The organism is Acinetobacter sp. LipI_15 (assembly GCF_058242865.1).
In genome coordinates, this window is record NZ_JBZAYN010000001.1 from 2,367,299 (window position 1) to 2,383,551 (window position 16,253).

The 16,253-nt window shown below is 40.0% G+C and carries 14 protein-coding genes and 1 tRNA gene; 11 read left to right on the forward strand and 4 right to left on the reverse strand.

What is annotated here, in order from left to right:
- Positions 1-94 precede the first annotated feature (94 nt).
- The 5 genes from AC4CU0_RS11245 to putP all read left to right on the forward strand — a co-directional run bounded on the left by AC4CU0_RS11245 (position 95) and on the right by putP (position 4,867).
- Positions 95-730 (forward strand): 1-acyl-sn-glycerol-3-phosphate acyltransferase, encoded by a 636-nt coding sequence (locus AC4CU0_RS11245; protein ID WP_490743157.1) that lies wholly within the window; start codon positions 95-97, stop codon positions 728-730.
- Between the two features lie 61 nt (positions 731-791).
- On the forward strand, positions 792-1,715 hold the full coding sequence (locus AC4CU0_RS11250; RefSeq protein WP_180024072.1) for a patatin-like phospholipase family protein: 924 nt from the start codon (positions 792-794) through the stop codon (positions 1,713-1,715).
- Between the two features lie 99 nt (positions 1,716-1,814).
- On the forward strand, positions 1,815-2,294 hold the full coding sequence (locus AC4CU0_RS11255; protein ID WP_078189968.1) for an NfeD family protein: 480 nt from the start codon (positions 1,815-1,817) through the stop codon (positions 2,292-2,294).
- 16 nt (positions 2,295-2,310) lie between these two features.
- Positions 2,311-3,165: an SPFH domain-containing protein gene (locus AC4CU0_RS11260; protein WP_078189969.1), complete on the forward strand. Its 855-nt coding sequence runs from the start codon at positions 2,311-2,313 to the stop codon at positions 3,163-3,165.
- A 211-nt stretch (positions 3,166-3,376) separates the two neighbouring features.
- Entirely contained in the window at positions 3,377-4,867 is a 1,491-nt protein-coding gene (putP, locus tag AC4CU0_RS11265; RefSeq protein ID WP_490743158.1) for a sodium/proline symporter PutP, read from the forward strand.
- 191 nt (positions 4,868-5,058) lie between these two features.
- Here putP and AC4CU0_RS11270 read toward each other — a convergent pair whose 3' ends face one another.
- Both AC4CU0_RS11270 and AC4CU0_RS11275 read right to left on the reverse strand, forming a co-directional pair.
- Positions 5,059-5,967: a polyprenyl synthetase family protein gene (locus tag AC4CU0_RS11270; protein WP_490743159.1), complete on the reverse strand. Its 909-nt coding sequence runs from the start codon at positions 5,965-5,967 to the stop codon at positions 5,059-5,061.
- Between the two features lie 130 nt (positions 5,968-6,097).
- Positions 6,098-7,060 carry a GGDEF domain-containing protein gene (locus AC4CU0_RS11275; RefSeq protein WP_490743160.1) on the reverse strand — a complete coding sequence of 321 codons (963 nt, stop codon included), beginning with the start codon at positions 7,058-7,060 and terminating at the stop codon, positions 6,098-6,100.
- A 113-nt stretch (positions 7,061-7,173) separates the two neighbouring features.
- Here AC4CU0_RS11275 and AC4CU0_RS11280 point away from each other — a divergent pair, with 113 nt between their 5' ends.
- On the forward strand, positions 7,174-8,235 hold the full coding sequence (locus AC4CU0_RS11280) for an RNA-guided endonuclease InsQ/TnpB family protein (RefSeq protein ID WP_490743161.1): 1,062 nt from the start codon (positions 7,174-7,176) through the stop codon (positions 8,233-8,235).
- A 242-nt stretch (positions 8,236-8,477) separates the two neighbouring features.
- On the opposite strand, the gene prpF is transcribed toward AC4CU0_RS11280, so the two are convergent.
- Positions 8,478-9,668, reverse strand: coding sequence for a 2-methylaconitate cis-trans isomerase PrpF (prpF, locus tag AC4CU0_RS11285; protein WP_490743162.1), 1,191 nt, complete (start codon positions 9,666-9,668; stop codon positions 8,478-8,480).
- A 330-nt stretch (positions 9,669-9,998) separates the two neighbouring features.
- Here prpF and AC4CU0_RS11290 point away from each other — a divergent pair, with 330 nt between their 5' ends.
- From AC4CU0_RS11290 to AC4CU0_RS11305, 4 genes are all read left to right on the forward strand, one after another.
- Complete coding sequence (locus AC4CU0_RS11290) at positions 9,999-11,387, forward strand: amino acid permease (protein ID WP_490743163.1); 1,389 nt, start codon at positions 9,999-10,001, stop codon at positions 11,385-11,387.
- Between the two features lie 73 nt (positions 11,388-11,460).
- A tRNA-Arg gene (locus AC4CU0_RS11295) sits at positions 11,461-11,536 on the forward strand.
- A 344-nt stretch (positions 11,537-11,880) separates the two neighbouring features.
- On the forward strand, positions 11,881-13,146 hold the full coding sequence (locus AC4CU0_RS11300) for an OmpP1/FadL family transporter (protein WP_490743164.1): 1,266 nt from the start codon (positions 11,881-11,883) through the stop codon (positions 13,144-13,146).
- Positions 13,147-13,456: 310 nt separating this feature from the next.
- Positions 13,457-14,584: an OmpP1/FadL family transporter gene (locus AC4CU0_RS11305; RefSeq protein ID WP_180168397.1), complete on the forward strand. Its 1,128-nt coding sequence runs from the start codon at positions 13,457-13,459 to the stop codon at positions 14,582-14,584.
- Between the two features lie 65 nt (positions 14,585-14,649).
- On the opposite strand, the gene thrH is transcribed toward AC4CU0_RS11305, so the two are convergent.
- Positions 14,650-15,267 carry a bifunctional phosphoserine phosphatase/homoserine phosphotransferase ThrH gene (gene thrH / locus AC4CU0_RS11310; RefSeq protein ID WP_180113435.1) on the reverse strand — a complete coding sequence of 206 codons (618 nt, stop codon included), beginning with the start codon at positions 15,265-15,267 and terminating at the stop codon, positions 14,650-14,652.
- A 200-nt stretch (positions 15,268-15,467) separates the two neighbouring features.
- Here thrH and AC4CU0_RS11315 point away from each other — a divergent pair, with 200 nt between their 5' ends.
- Entirely contained in the window at positions 15,468-16,202 is a 735-nt protein-coding gene (locus AC4CU0_RS11315; RefSeq protein WP_490743165.1) for a phosphoadenylyl-sulfate reductase, read from the forward strand.
- Positions 16,203-16,253: the final 51 nt, after the last annotated feature.

Here is a 16,253-nt window from a genome sequence, read left to right on the forward strand (position 1 = left end):
AAAATCATAAACCTAAGATAAAGGTCAATGCTGATGCCGTACTTTTAAATGTGCATCACATCAAAAATGGATTTCACCTATATAAGAATATGCAATGAATAAAAAGACTCAATTATTTCCAGTTTTGCCCGATCAAGTTCCATCACGTGGTTCCACTCTGAGCCGCGCAATTTTTAAAAAACTTTTTTTGGCACAAGGTTGGAAATTTGACGGCGAATTTCCCAACCTTGCCAAAGCTGTGGCGATCATTTCTCCGCATACTTCTAATATAGATGCATGGCATGGTTTTCTCGCCTTGCTTGGAATCGGGATAAAAATAACCATTTTTGGTAAAAACACCCTTTTTGATACCCCCTTAAAACCACTTTTGGATTGGGCCGGCGTGATCCCTGTGCAACGTGAAAATCCACATGGACTGACACGTGAAATTGCTGAGATTGTCCAAGTGACAGATCAAATTTGGATTGGAATGGCACCTGAGGGAACACGAAAAAAAGCCGATAAAATCCGTAGTGGTTTTTACTATATTGCCTATGAAGCACAGATACCTATCGTGATGTTTAGCTTTGATTATGCAAAGAAAACCATTCATTGCTTGGGTGTTTTTGAACCCAGTGGAGATTTTGAAACTGATCTCGAAAAAATTTTGAAGATATATGACGGGAAATTTTCCCCGAAAAATCCCGAATGGTTGGCCTTGCCGTTACAAAAGCACTGGAAAAAGCCCTAGTCAAATGGCTATTTTTTTGATGTGATATGCACTTTGTATATTTAACCATCAGATTTCACCCATGAAACTTTTGCAATACCTGATTCCTAGCCTCTTTGTATTGGCACTCACTGGCTGTGATTCTGCAACCAAAACGCCTGCGACCACGACACCTACACCTGCCAAAGCACGTGAACCGGTGATCGCGATTGCGCTCGGTGGCGGCGGTGCCAAAGGTTTTGCTCATATTGGTGTGCTTAAAGTGCTCGAATCGCACGGTATTAAACCTAAAATTGTGACTGGGACCAGTGCGGGTAGTTTTGTCGGTAGCTTGTACGCCAGCGGTAAAACACCATATCAAATGCAGCAATTGGCCCTGAACTTTAAAGAGTCCGATATTCGTGATTTAACCTTAAATAGCCAAGGCATTATTCAAGGGCAAAAACTGCAAGACTTTGTTAATAAAAACGTCGGCAATAAATCAATTGAACAATTTCCAAAGCGCTTTGCTGCTGTAGCCACCCGTTTAGATAATGGCAGTAAAACTGAATTTAACCGTGGTAATGCCGGCCAAGCGGTACGTGCATCGTGCAGCATTCCGAATGTATTTGTACCTGCAACCATTGCAGGGGTGAAATATGTCGATGGTGGCTTAGTCAGCCCAATTCCAGTCAAAACGGCACGTGATATGGGTGCAGATATCGTGATTGCTGTTGATATTTCTGCGCGTCCTGACGGTAGCAAAGCTGTGAGCATGTTTGGTTTACTCGATCAAACCATTAACATCATGGGACAACAAAGTATTAATGAAGAACTAAAAAATGCCAATTTCGTGATTCAACCGAAAGTGGGACATATTGGCACACTCGATTTGAAGTCGAGCAATGCGACGATTTTAGAAGGTGAAAAAGCCGCACAGCTCAAAGTGAATAGCATTATTAAGGCGATCGATAACTTTAAACAGTCCCCTGCGGCCTTTAAACCAGCACCAAAAGCGAAAATATAATTCAACGATTTTTTTTATATTCATTGAGTTATACATCTGCTACATTGATATAGATACTGGTTCATCTATATCAATTCACCCTTATATAAGAGTAGATGTATGGAATTTATTTTAGAACCTTGGCACTGGTTTGTATTGGGCGTCGCTTTGATGCTTTTTGAACTGATTTTGCCGTCTTTTGCTGCGCTATGGTTTGGCGTTTCTGCAATTTTGGTTGGGATCTTATATTGGATCTTTCCATCCATGGACTTTAATGTCCAAATTGTGGTTTGGATTATTTTTGCCGTGCTTTGCACATTTTTGTGGTTCAAATTTATTAAGCCTTTATCCATTGATAAAACCAAAGCAGGTCTGTCGCGTGAAGCGACAATTGGCCAAGTGGGTATGGTGATTCAAACCCAGCTCAATCATGGCAGCGTTAAAGTTCGCTTCCCAATGCCTGTTTTAGGTTCAGATGAATGGCATTGCCGTACCCAAGATGCACTTCAAGTCGGCGACCGTGTTCGCGTAACCGATATTTTAGGTAATGATTTAGTCGTCCAACTGCACAGCAGCAACCACCCCACTGACAATCCATAAATAAGTGAGAAATGACATGTCTGGTGTTTCTATTGTTTTTTTAGCGCTCTTAGTTTTTGTAGCCGTCACCATTTTTAAAGGTGTCCGTATTGTTCCCCAAGGTTATAAATGGATTGTTCAGCGTTTAGGTAAATACCATACCACGCTCAATCCGGGGCTGAACTTTGTGATTCCGTATGTCGATGAAGTGGCTTATAAAGTCACAACCAAAGATATCGTGTTAGATATTCCCTCTCAGGAAGTGATCACACGTGACAACGCGGTACTGCTGATGAATGCTGTGGCTTATATCAATTTAACCACACCTGAAAAAGCAGTTTACGGTATTGAAAACTACACATGGGCGATTCAAAACTTAGTTCAAACCTCTTTACGTTCAATTGTCGGTGAAATGGACCTCGATGATGCACTTTCATCGCGTGATCATATTAAGGCTAAACTTAAAGCTGCTATTTCTGATGATATCTCTGACTGGGGTATTACGCTTAAAACTGTAGAAATTCAAGACATTAAACCTTCTCATACCATGCAAGCGGCAATGGAAGAGCAAGCAGCAGCGGAACGTCAACGTCGTGCAACCGTGACCAAGGCAGACGGTGAAAAACAAGCGGCTATTTTAGAAGCGGATGGTCGTTTGGAAGCCTCTCGTCGGGATGCAGAAGCTCAAGTGGTACTGGCAGAATCTTCTCAACGTGCAATTGAAATGGTAAGTTCAGCCGTCGGCGATAAAGAAATTCCAGTTGCGTACTTATTGGGTGAACAATACGTCAAAGCCATGCAAGATATGGCTAAATCTAATAATGCCAAAACTGTGGTATTACCTGCGGATGTACTCAACACCATTCGTGGTGTGATGGGACGTAATAACTAAATCTTCACATTAATAAAAATGGGTCGTGACATACGGCCCATTTTTATGCCCAAAACAAAAAAGAAGGCAAAGTTTGTGAATTTATGTTTAAATTTCACGTTATTTTTTTGACGTTTTAGGACTTATCGTTCGATTTCACCTACTTGGCTTAGGCAAATCCCATTGAGTCCCCTGATTAAACGCAATTGTCCAACGCCAAAGCGGATACCGTATGAGCTCCCTGAATCCCACCCTAATTACCTTTCTCTTTTATATTGTCGCCATGGTCGTGATCGGTTTACTTGCATACCGTGCGACCAGTAACTTTTCTGACTACATTTTAGGTGGCCGCCGATTAGGGAGCTTTGTCACTGCCCTTTCTGCAGGTGCATCGGATATGAGCGGTTGGTTGCTCATGGGTCTTCCGGGTGCGATTTACCTTTCAGGTTTATCTGAAATGTGGATTGCAATTGGTCTAATCATCGGTGCTTGGCTCAACTGGCTACTTGTGGCAGGTCGTCTCCGTGTACATACCGAAGTTCAAAATAATGCCCTGACCCTACCTGACTATTTCTCAAATCGTTTTAACGATCAAAAGAAAATCTTACGTATCGTGTCTGCTGTGATTATTTTGATTTTCTTCGCAATTTACTGTGCTTCAGGCATGGTTGCAGGCGCTCGATTATTTGAAAGTATGTTTGGTATGTCGTATAGCACTGCGCTTTGGATCAGTGCCATCGCAACAGTGAGCTATGTGTTTATTGGTGGCTTCCTTGCTGTCAGTTGGACCGATACCATTCAAGCGGGCTTTATGATTTTTGCCTTGCTACTTACCCCTATCGTGGTCATGTTGTCGTTCTCGGATTTAACCCAGTTCACTCTGGCACTGGAAGCGGCACGCCCTCAAGCCATGGATGTATTTGCTGACTTAAGTTTTGTCGCAATCATGTCATTATTGGCATGGGGCTTAGGCTATTTCGGTCAACCACATATATTAGTTCGTTTCATGGCAGCAGATTCTGTTAAATCGATTCCCAATGCACGCCGTATTGGTATGACATGGATGACACTCTGCCTCGGTGGCGCAGTTGCAGCAGGCTTCTTCGGTATTGCTTATTTCCAACAGCATCCAGAACTGGCAGGTGTCGTTACAGCTAACCCTGAAACGGTCTTTATGGAATTGACTAAAATTCTATTTAACCCATGGGTTGCAGGTATCGTATTGGCTGCGATTTTAGCTGCGATCATGAGTACCTTAAGCTGTCAGCTTTTAGTCTGTTCAAGTACCTTAACTGAAGACTTTTATAAATCATTCTTACGTAAAAATGCTTCACAAAAAGAATTGGTTTGGGTCGGCCGTATCATGGTGTTAATGATTGCGTTGCTAGCGATCTATATGGCGGGTAATCCTGACTCTAAAGTCCTTGGTCTCGTAGCATATGCATGGGCAGGCTTTGGTGCTGCATTTGGCCCACTGATTATCATATCATTGTTTTGGAAACGCATGACATTGAACGGTGCTTTAGCAGGTATGGTGGTTGGTGCAGTCATGGTCATTCTATGGAAAAATCTCTGGGGCGATACAGGCGTTTATGAAATTATTCCGGGCTTCATCTGCTCACTACTTGCAATCATCATTGTAAGCTTAATGGGCAAAGCACCATCTGCTGAAGTCACTGAAAAATTTGAAGAAGCAGATCGTATCTATAAAGAAAGTATTTAAGACCAATAGCACTTAAATTTAATTTCTAAGTTTTAATATCTGCAAAAAAGGACGCCTAGCGTCCTTTTTTTATCATGTCATCCATTTAGATATTCCGTAGATGGTTTATTGACTTCTGTTCCAAATGTACAAAATATAAAAAAGCCCACAACATGTTAAATGTTGTGGGCTAATGTCATTACTACGTCATATTAACTTTGACGTTTTAATAAAAACTGCGTGATCTTGTGTAATTCTGCCGCATCTTCTGCAAAATAATCCAAAGCTTGAAGCGCTTGTGCATGTAATTCTTCTGCATAAGCTTGGGCTTGATCGAGACCCATTAACGCAGGGTATGTGGATTTATCCACTTGTTGATCTTTACCCGCTGTTTTACCCAATACTTCAGTGTCAGCAATAATATCTAAAATATCATCTTGAACTTGGAACGCTAAACCAATCGCGAGACCAAATTCACGGAGTTTAGGAATGGCTTGATCTGTGCCATTAAATATCGTCACTGCAGCCATCATGATTGCAGCAGAAATTAAAGCGCCGGTTTTATTTCGATGAATATTTTCTAGTTCATCCTGACTGACATGCTTGCCTTCCGCTTGTAAGTCTAGAACTTGTCCATTGACCATTTTTGAAGTTGCAGTCGCTAAAATTTGCATTTGCTTCAAGATGATCGGCGCTTCAACGGCTGGGCCTTGATCAAAGAGACGGCTGCCTAAAACTTCAAAAGCCATCGATTGTAAAATATCGCCAGCAAGTAAAGCCGTATCTTCACCAAAAGCCACATGACAGGTTGGTTGACCACGACGGAGTAAATCGTTGTCCATACACGGCAAATCATCGTGTGCCAATGAATAGCAATGAATAAATTCAATCGCCACAGCAGCACGGCGTACGGCTGCAAAATTGGTATTGGGTTTTAACGCTGCTGTTGCATAACAAAGTGCCGGTCGAACGCGTTTTCCACCCAACATCACAGCATGATACACCGCCCCTTTTAAGGGTTCTGGAATTGAAAATGCATCAAGCGCTGTCAGTAAATCCTGCTGAATACGCTGCTGCGCTTCTGTCAGGGCATGTGTGGAAACGTCTGTTAAAGAAGACACATTCACCTCAAATACTTTAAATATTTAACTGCTTCGTTCATTAGCAAATCGACTGCCAATGTTTTCTGTCAATTTTGACCTGTTGCATCATACTGCTTTCTCAGATCTTTCTCTATGTTACGGCCTAAATCTATGTGTTTTTCCCACAGTCTGATGGTTTTTTAAATGTCGTTTCCTCAAATAGCGCCACATTTTGTCCATCATTAAAACAAGTACAATTTTTCGAGCCTTTCTTGGCTTGATACAAAGCCTGATCGGCACGTGCCAATGTTTCAAAAAATGACTCCGTACCATCCCACAAGGCCACTCCGCATGAGATACTCAGTTGCAAAGCCTTATCCGCATAATTCATCGAAGAAGCATAGATTTGCTCACAACATTGTTGTGCAATCGAACATGCAGTCGATATAGCCGTGCGTGGCAAAATCATTGCAAACTCTTCCCCACCCATGCGATATATTTGTGCATCTGCGTGTTGACTAATTTGCATCCTTAAAAGCTGCGCACTTTTTCTTAAAACTTCATCGCCAAACGCATGACCGTAGATATCATTGATTTGCTTAAAATTATCTAAGTCGAGCATCATCAAACAAATTTCATCGGCTTGTTCAACCGCGAAGCTTTTTTGCCACTGAGAAAGGTCTAAATCAAAACCTCGTCGATTTTTTATCCCTGTCAGATAATTAAAATAAACTTGTTGTTCGAGTTGTTGGTTATGTTTCAACAGCGATAATTCGAATTGCTTTAAATTTGTAATGTCCGCACAGCACAACAACACATGTTCCAAATCGCCACTTTGTTGAAACTTTGGTTTGAGCGTGAACCAATAATGCCGTTCGTTTTCACTATACATAAAGGGTTCAATGCTATCGTTCTCAAAACAGCGTAAATCAAACTCAGAACTTGTGGCTTTGGTTTTTTGCTGCATCACAGACACGTGATTTAATACGATCTCTTGTAAGTCTGACTGAAATCGATGTTTAAATATTTGATTGGCGCATATCAGCTCAGCTGTCGCAGAAAATAACGCAGCAGGCATAGGCAACGCTTCTAATACAGCCAATTGTTCAGTAGGTAGATCCGATTTTATCAAATGGAGCGTAAAACTCTGTCCTTCAGGTCAGAGATATAAGCGACACGACATGAAGTGTCGTTTGATTTAACTAAGGACTATTTTCCTTGAGTTTTGATTGTTAATATAAGTACATGAAAACCCTTAAATTACGTATAAAAGACAAACATTGCAAGGTGTTAGACCAACTAGCATCAGAAGTGAACTTCGTCTGGAATTATGTCAATGATTTAGGGTTTAGGCATTTGAAGCGGAAAGGTGAATTTCTCTCTGCTTTTGATATTGCCAAATATACGAAAGGCACATCCAAAGAATGTAATTTACATAGTCAAACCATTCAGGCTGTAACTGAAGAATTAGTCACCCGAAGAAAGCAATTTAAAAAGGCAAAGCTGAAATGGCGTGTCAGCAATAAAAAATCAGCGAGGCGCTCTTTGGGATGGGTTCCCTTTAAAAAGGTGGCTATCAAATATGCCAATGGATATGTCCAGTATGGAAAACACCAATTTAAGCTTTGGGATAGCTACGGTTTAAGCAAATACACGTTAAAAACAGGTTCATTTGTAGAGGATAGCCGTGGGCGTTGGTATGTATGTCTTGTTGTTGAATCGCCTAAGCAAGATAAATCGACAGCAACCAAAGCGATTGGTATTGATCTAGGCTTAAAAGATATTGCCACCTGTTCTGATGGCACTGTAATTTCAAATCCAAAATTCTATCGAAAATATGAGCAGAAATTAGGTATTGCTCAGAGAGCCAGGAATAAGAAGCGTGTTCGTGCATTACACGCCAAGATTGCAAATAGTCGAAAAGATCATTTGCATAAAGCAAGCACCAAGCTTGTGAATGAAAATGCATTGATTATTGTAGGTGACTTGAGTGCTAAAAAATTAGTAAAAACCAAAATGGCAAAATCTGTTTTGGATACAGGATTCTCTGCACTAAAAACAATGCTCAAGTATAAATGCGAGAACGCAGGCGTATTGTTTAAAGAAGTCCAAGAAGCCTATACCACCCAAATCTGTTCGTGCTGCGGTGAGATCACCTCAAGTAGTCCAAAAGGTAGGACAGATCTTGGAATAAGAGAATGGGAGTGCATGAGCTGTGGTACAGCTCATGATCGAGATATAAACTCAGCTCTAAACATTCTTGCGCTTGGGCATAAGCGTCTAGCTGTAGGAATCACCCTCTTTTAAGGGGGGGAGGATGTCAATAAGTCTTTTTTAAGCATGGTTTCGCTACTTTTTTTCAGGGTAAAGCTACGCAAAATGCTAACAAAATTAATCTGACATAAATCACAGAAACTTTCTAATATTAAATGCAGTTCATATTATATAAAAATATATACCAATTCATGATTTGCTTATTCATATAAAAGATAAAGGCAAAAAAAAGCCCCTGCAAAGCAGAGGCTGATTTCAAATGAGATGTTAAATACTTAATCTAAACTATCCGCAGGAATACGCACCCAGCCTTCCATTAAGACACGCGCACTTCGGCTCATCACGGCTTTTTTAACGACCCACTGACCATTTTCATAAATTGCTTGCGCACCTACACGTAGCGTCCCAGATGGATGTCCAAAACGCACAGCTTCTCGCTCCCCACCACCCGCGGCTAAGTTCACAAGCGTCCCCGGTATCGCCGCAGCTGTACCAATGGCAACTGCCGCTGTGCCCATCATGGCATGATGCAGTTTCCCCATTGATAAGGCACGAACCAATAAGTCCGTATCGTGTTCTGAAATATGTTTAGAACTCGAAGATGTATAGGCTTTCGGCTTTGAAACAAATGCAATCTTTGGGGTATGTTGACGCTGTTCTGCTTCAGCAATATCTGAAATCAAACCCATTTGCTGCGCACCATAAGCACGGATTTTTTCAAAACGGGCCAATGCCTTAGCATCACCGTTAATCGCATCTTGTAGTTCAGTGCCGACATAACCAATATCTTCTGCATTTAAGAAAATGGTTGGAATGCCTGCATTAATAAATGTTGCAGGGAAACTGCCTTCATCGGGTACGGTTAAGGTATCGACCAAATTCCCTGTAGGGAACATAGCGCCGCCATCTTCACCATCATCTGCTGGGTCTAAAAATTCAATTTGAACTTCGGCTGCTGGGAAGGTCACACCATCTAGTTCAAAATCACCAGTTTCTTGTACTGCACCATCAGTAATAGGTACATGCGCAATAATGGTTTTTTGAATATTGGCTTGCCAAATACGAACCGTACATAAACCATTTTCAGGAATACGTGATGCCTCAACCAAACCATTTGAAATGGCAAATGCACCAACCGCTGCCGTTAAGTTTCCGCAGTTACCACTCCAGTCGACAAATGCTTTATCAATCGACACTTGTCCAAATAGGTAGTCGACATCATGCTCAGGCTGTGAACTTTTTGCCAAAATAACGGTTTTACTGGTACTTGATGTTGCTCCACCCATCCCATCAATTTGTTTGCCATAAGGATCTGGACTGCCAATCACACGTAATAAAAGTTGGTCGCGAACTTTTCCAGCTTGTTGTGCTGCAAGCGGCAAATCATCTAGCTTGAAAAATACACCTTTACTAGTACCACCACGCATATAAGTCGCTGGAATCTTAATTTGGGGAGCAAAACTCATTTTTATTGAATCCTTAATCTTTATCATTGTGTTTTGGCAGAGCGTTCTTTTCTGCGCTTTTGCATCATACAATGTTTAATTGAAGTTTTAACAATCACATGACTTAAGTATAAAAAAACAACATTCGATACCTTTTCCATATAAAGCCAAGTATAAGAATTTCAATTAAAATAAAATTAATCTATTGATTCATAAATTTTTAATTCAGCATTTAAAACGAAAAATAGGTTATTAAACATATAAATATTTTTCATAAATTTTGAGCTACTAGGCTATTCATTCTCTATACATTACAATTACCAAAATTAAACCATTCTCGGGAAGAGTAACTTGACTACCAATTCCTCCGAACTCAAGCGTGGCTTAAAGAATCGTCATATTCAATTGATTGCCATGGGTGGTGCAATTGGTACAGGCTTATTCTTGGGCTCAGCGCATGTGATTCAATCTGCTGGACCATCCATTATTCTCGGCTACGCCATTGGCGGTCTGATCGCCTTTCTAATTATGCGTCAGTTGGGTGAAATGATCGTCCATGAACCTGTAGCGGGTTCATTTAGCCATTTTGCATATAAATATTGGGGGAAATTTCCAGGTTTCTTAACAGGTTGGAACTACTGGATTCTCTATATTTTAGTGGCAATGACAGAACTCACCGCTGTTGCGAAATACATCAACTACTGGTGGCCTCATATTCCAGCGTGGGCATCTGTACTGTTCTTCTTCGTGATCATTACTTTAGTAAACTTAGGTAATGTGAAGTTTTATGGTGAATCTGAGTTTTGGCTGTCGATTATTAAAGTCACTGCGGTTATTTCGATGATCGTATTTGGTTTGTATTTGCTACTGACTGCAGATGCCAATTCAACAGCATCATTTACCAACTTATGGAGTCAGGGCGGCTTCTTCCCAAATGGTTTTGAAGGTTTATTCTTCATGCTGGCTTTCTTGATGTTCGCCTTCGGCGGTATTGAACTGATTGGTATGGCGGCAGCAGAAGCTGAAAATCCAAAAGAAACTATTCCTAAAGCAATTAACCAAGTTGTATTTCGTATTTTGATTTTCTACGTGGGTTCTTTGACTATTCTATTGTCACTTGTGCCATGGAATCAGCTTGAACTTGGTGGTCTAGACAAAAGTCCATTTGTGATGATCTTTAGCCAACTGGGTATTGATTGGGCTGCACATTTACTGAACTTCATTATTTTAACTGCAGCACTGTCTGTTTATAACAGCGGTATGTATGCCAATAGCCGTATGCTTTACAGCTTGGCGAGGCAAGGTAATGCTCCAAAAGTTTTCGCTAAAACCAATAAAAGTGGCGTGCCAATTCCAGCAGTATTACTTTCTGCAGTCCTGATTTTCGGTTGCGTACTTTTAAACTACTTCGTACCTGAAGATGCACTTGGTCACTTAATGTATGTAGTTGTTGGTGCACTTGTCCTGAACTGGGCGATGATTACCATGACTCACTTACAGTTCCGTCGTGCAAAACGTATTTTGAATTTTACAACGTCTTATCCTGCACTTTGGGCACCAGTCAGCAACTACATCGTTCTGATCTTTATTGCTTTAGTTCTCTTTATTATGTGGACTCAGGGCTTTATGGAATCTGTTCTAATGATCCCTGTTTGGATTACAGTCATGTTATTAATGTTTAACTATCTTAATCCCAAAGATTTGAGCGACATTGACCCCAATGAAGTTCATAAAGACTAAGTAATTTAAAAAGTTATTGTTTCGGCAATAACTTTTTTTTTAGCTAAAATAGGAGTACATTAGCCTCCGTCTTGCGCTCTTAGCTTAACTGGATAGAGCAGTTGCCTCCTAAGCGACCGACGTGGGTTCGAGTCCCGCAGGGCGCACCACTCTTTCAAAATGTGATCTATACTTCAAAAAATTAGCGTTAATCTTCATATTTTTAGAATATTTTTTATACAAAAAATCATTTTTTCTCCATTATTTTATTTCTTTTACTTTCAAATACTTATTTCAAAATAAGGCTATTTTTTGGTGCAAAAACTCTATTTTGGTGCTTTTTTAGACTAATTAGTTTTTTCTAGAGCATTTACTCTTATTTTAATTGTGATATTTTTGTCACATGGAGTAACAAATGGTCTCGGTTTGCACAAGTCGAAATCATCCTAAATGAAAGCTTAAAGCATCAACAAAAACTGTCATAAAAGACTTTATAGCCCAAGGGAAATGTATAATGAAATTAAAAGCACTTAGCACAGCAATGATTTTAGCAACTGTACCAATGACAGGTGCTTTTGCTGCAGCAATGGATCGTTCAGGCCAATCTATCGCTGCGTTCTTACAACCGGGTAACTATTTTGAAGCTGGTATCTCTGTATTGGATCCTTCTGTATCAGGTACTACAGCTAATACCCCACTAACGTTAGGCCCTGGTGCAAATCAGGCTACAGGTGACATGGCGAGTGATTATTACTTCCCTCACGCTGCCTTAAAACTACAAGTAACCGATCAGTTTTCTTTCGGTGTAATTTACGATCAACCATTTGGTGCTGAAGCTGAATATTCTGCTCCAAATGCTGGTCTCAATGCTTTTTCATTTGGTGGGGAAGGTACAGCAGCAGAAGTTACTACTGAAAATTTAACTTTCTTATTCGGTTTTCAACCAAATGAAAACTGGAATATCTATGCAGGACCTGTTTACCAAGAAGCTAAAGGTAAGGTTAGCTTACGAGGTACTGCTTATTCTGCATTAGGTGGAGCCCCTGTTGCTTTACTAGGGGGAGCATCACTTCCATATGATGCTGATATGAAAAAAGATAGTGAAATCGGGTGGATTGCAGGTTTAGCATATCAAATTCCAGAAATTGCATTAAAAGCCTCATTGACTTATCGTTCTGAAATTGAACATAAACTAACGGCCACTGAAACTCTAAATAATTTGCCAGCTTCAGTAGTAGTAGGTGGTATTGGATTAACTCTTGACCCTGGTAAAACAGATGTCACAACTCCTCAATCTGTAAATTTAGACCTACAATCAGGTGTGATGGCAGATACGGTCGCATTCTTAAATGTACGCTGGGTAAATTGGGATGGTTTTGCAATCCGTCCAAATGACTTCGGCCAAATTATTGATACGTTGGGTGCAGCGACTGGAAATACTGCTTTAGTAGGCGGAAACCTGGTTGAATACAATAAAGATCAATGGTCAGCTACAACTGGTGTGGGTCGTAAATTCAATGAGCAATGGGCTGGTAATGTTTCAGTAGGATGGGATTCTGGTGCAGGTAATCCTGTTACCACACTTGGTCCAACTGAAGGTTATTGGAACGTTGGTTTAGGTCTACAGTTTAGCCCAACTCCAGCAACCTTTATTGCTGGTGGCGTGAAATACTTCTGGTTGGGTGATGCAAAGACTTTAACAATTGCTAACCCAAATGTTGGTGAGTTCACAGATAACCATGCAATCGGCTATGGTCTAAAAATGGGTTACCGCTTCTAATTCCAATATTTTTCAAAAGAGCCACCCTTCGGAGTGGCTCTTTTTGCACTTAAAACTCCTCTTTTTTATACAAGTGTTAACTAAATGTTCAAATTTAAAGCAATTAAACTCATATTTACCAAAACATCACCCTAAAAAATTATTTAATAAAATTCATTCACTTAAGACCTGAAAATAGTACTTTTACTCTAATCAACTGCTATTTATAACTTATTCAGTTCATTTATTCTGCCAAGTTGAGCATTTACTCTTTTTTCAAATATGTTACTTTTCCTGCACTTTTTGTTACATAAAGCATCAGGGAACGACCATGAAGCTCAATAAAATTTATTCGGCTATTTTACTTAGCACTCTTCCACTTACACCTGCGCTTGCTGCTGGTCTAGACCGTTCTGGTCAATCTATTGCTGCATTTTTACAACCGGGTAATTATGCAGAAGCAGGTATTTCGGTTCTTGATCCGACTGTTAAAGGTAAAGATATCAGCGGTAATAAAGTTGAAGATATGGGAGATGACTACTATTTCCCTTCTGCAGCCATTAAAGTTCAAGCAACGGATAAAATTTCCCTAGGTCTGTTATATGACCAACCTTATGGTGCTGATGCAACCTATCAAGTTGATGGTTCAGATTTCTCTGACGGTACTGAAGGAACAAAAGTTGAAGTCCGTACGCATAATTTAACTGCATTAATTGGTTATCAACCTACTGAAAACTGGAATATTTATGCAGGCCCAGTATGGCAAACTGTAGAAGCTGAAATTAAACTATATGGTGCAGCTTATAAAGCATTAAGTGGATATAATATTAAAATTGAACAGGAAGAAGCTTTTGGCTGGCTGGCAGGATTTGCTTATCAAATTCCTGAAATTGCTTTAAAAGCTTCGATTACATATCGATCAGAAATCAAACATAATGCATCTTCTACTGAAACCTCTAAACTTCCATTTGGTAAAATTGTTAATAGTCCAGTAGAAGCAATTACCCCTCAATCAGTTAACCTTGATTTACAAACTGGTATTGCAAAAAATACATTAGCATTCGCGAACTTACGTTGGGTGCATTGGGATAATTTTGTAGTTAGCCCAGAATTATTATCACATCCATTAATTAGTCAAAACCTAATTGACTATTCTGATGATCAATATTCAGCAACTGTGGGTTTAGGTCACAAATTCAGTAGCAAATGGTCAGGTTCTGCATCTGTAGGTTGGGATTCTGGTGCAGGTAACCCTGTAACTACTTTAGGCCCTGTTGAAGGCTTCTGGAGCGTAGGTTTAGGTGGTCAATACAGCCCTGCTGAAAACTATTTTATTCAAGCTGGCGTAAAATATTTCTGGTTAGGTGATGCCAAAGCAAAACGTGGTACAGATATCGTGGGCGATTTTGAAGATAACCATGCACTCGGTTATGGCATGAAAATAGGTTACCGTTTCTAATTTTTTGATAGATTCCATAAAAGAAAGGGCACTTATTAAAGTGCCCTTTCTTTTAGCTTAAAAACTTAAGCGGGAATATCACGCACTGAAGCATTACGAATCGCTTCTTTTAATGCAGCATAGCCGTGAATTGGTGGGAATTGTGGAAATTCTGCAATCACATTGTCAGGCGCATCAAATAAGAAACCCGCATCTGCTTCACTAAGCATCGTCGTATCGTTATAAGAATCACCTGCTGCAATCACCCGGAAGTTCAAGCCATGTAATGCTTGAACGGCTTTACGCTTTTGATCAGGTTGACGAAGCTTATAAGCTGAGATCATACCATTTTCATCAGTTTCTAATTTGTGGCAGAAAATCGTTGGCCAACCAAGTTGCTGCATTAATGGATGTGCAAACTCATAGAAAGTATCTGAAAGAATAATCAATTGAAAATGAGTACGCACCCACTCTACAAACTCTTTTGCACCTTCAAATGGCCCCATATCTGCGATTACGTCTTGAATATCGTTTAAACCCAAACCGTGTTGTTTTAGGATATTTAAACGCTGAGTCATCAACACATCGTAATCTGGAATGTCACGAGTCGTTGCTTCAAGTTCTTTAATGCCTGTTTTTTTCGCAAAATTAATCCAAATTTCAGGTACTAAAACCCCTTCTAGATCTAAACAAACGACTTCCATGCACTCTACCCTCTGTTATGTGAAAAAAATTTTTCATTATCATAGCGGAAGAATAAAAAAATGCATTGTTCTTTTTTAAATCTATTTTTTTCATAAGTATCTATTTTTTAGTGATAAGTGTGTTTTAGCATTTCCATTAAAATAGTTCTGAAATAAATTAATATAGGTTTTAACGTTCCAAGCCTATAGCCAGGACATTCATGACTACCATCCCTACTATTGACCTTGTCGATGCACTTGCATCTGAATATGCAGATAAATCACCTTCTGAGATTATGAAACTTGCGCTTAGCCAGCAAGGTGAAGTTGCGATTTCCTTTTCTGGTGCAGAAGATGTTGTACTGATTGATCTTGCATCGAACTTAGGGATTCCTTTTCGTGTATTTAGTTTAGATACCGGTCGCTTACACCCTGAAACTTACCAATTTTTAGATACTGTCCGTAAACATTATAAAATTGATATTGAAATCTGTTTCCCAGAAAGTGATGTCGTACAAAAACTGGTAACAGAAAAGGGCTTTTTTAGCTTCTATCAAGATGAACATAAAGAATGCTGTGGTATCCGTAAAGTACAACCTTTGCGTAAAAAACTAGCCACTTTAGATGGCTGGATCACAGGTCAACGTAAAGACCAAAGCCCAGGCACACGTAATGAAATTCCTGTGGTACAAGCAGACCCCGGTTTTTCAGGTCCGGGCAAGCAATTGATTAAATATAATCCTTTGGCAAACTGGTCTAGCGCTGATGTCTGGAACTATATCCGTCTCATGGAAATTCCATATAATCCACTACACGAACGTGGCTTTATCTCGATTGGCTGTGAACCATGTACTCGACCTGTTTTACCGAATCAACACGAACGAGAAGGTCGCTGGTGGTGGGAAGATGCAACCCATAAAGAATGCGGCTTACACGCAGGCAACATGAAAAAATAAAGATCACAAAACCACTGCATAGCAGTGGTTTTTTTCAACGCATAGATACAC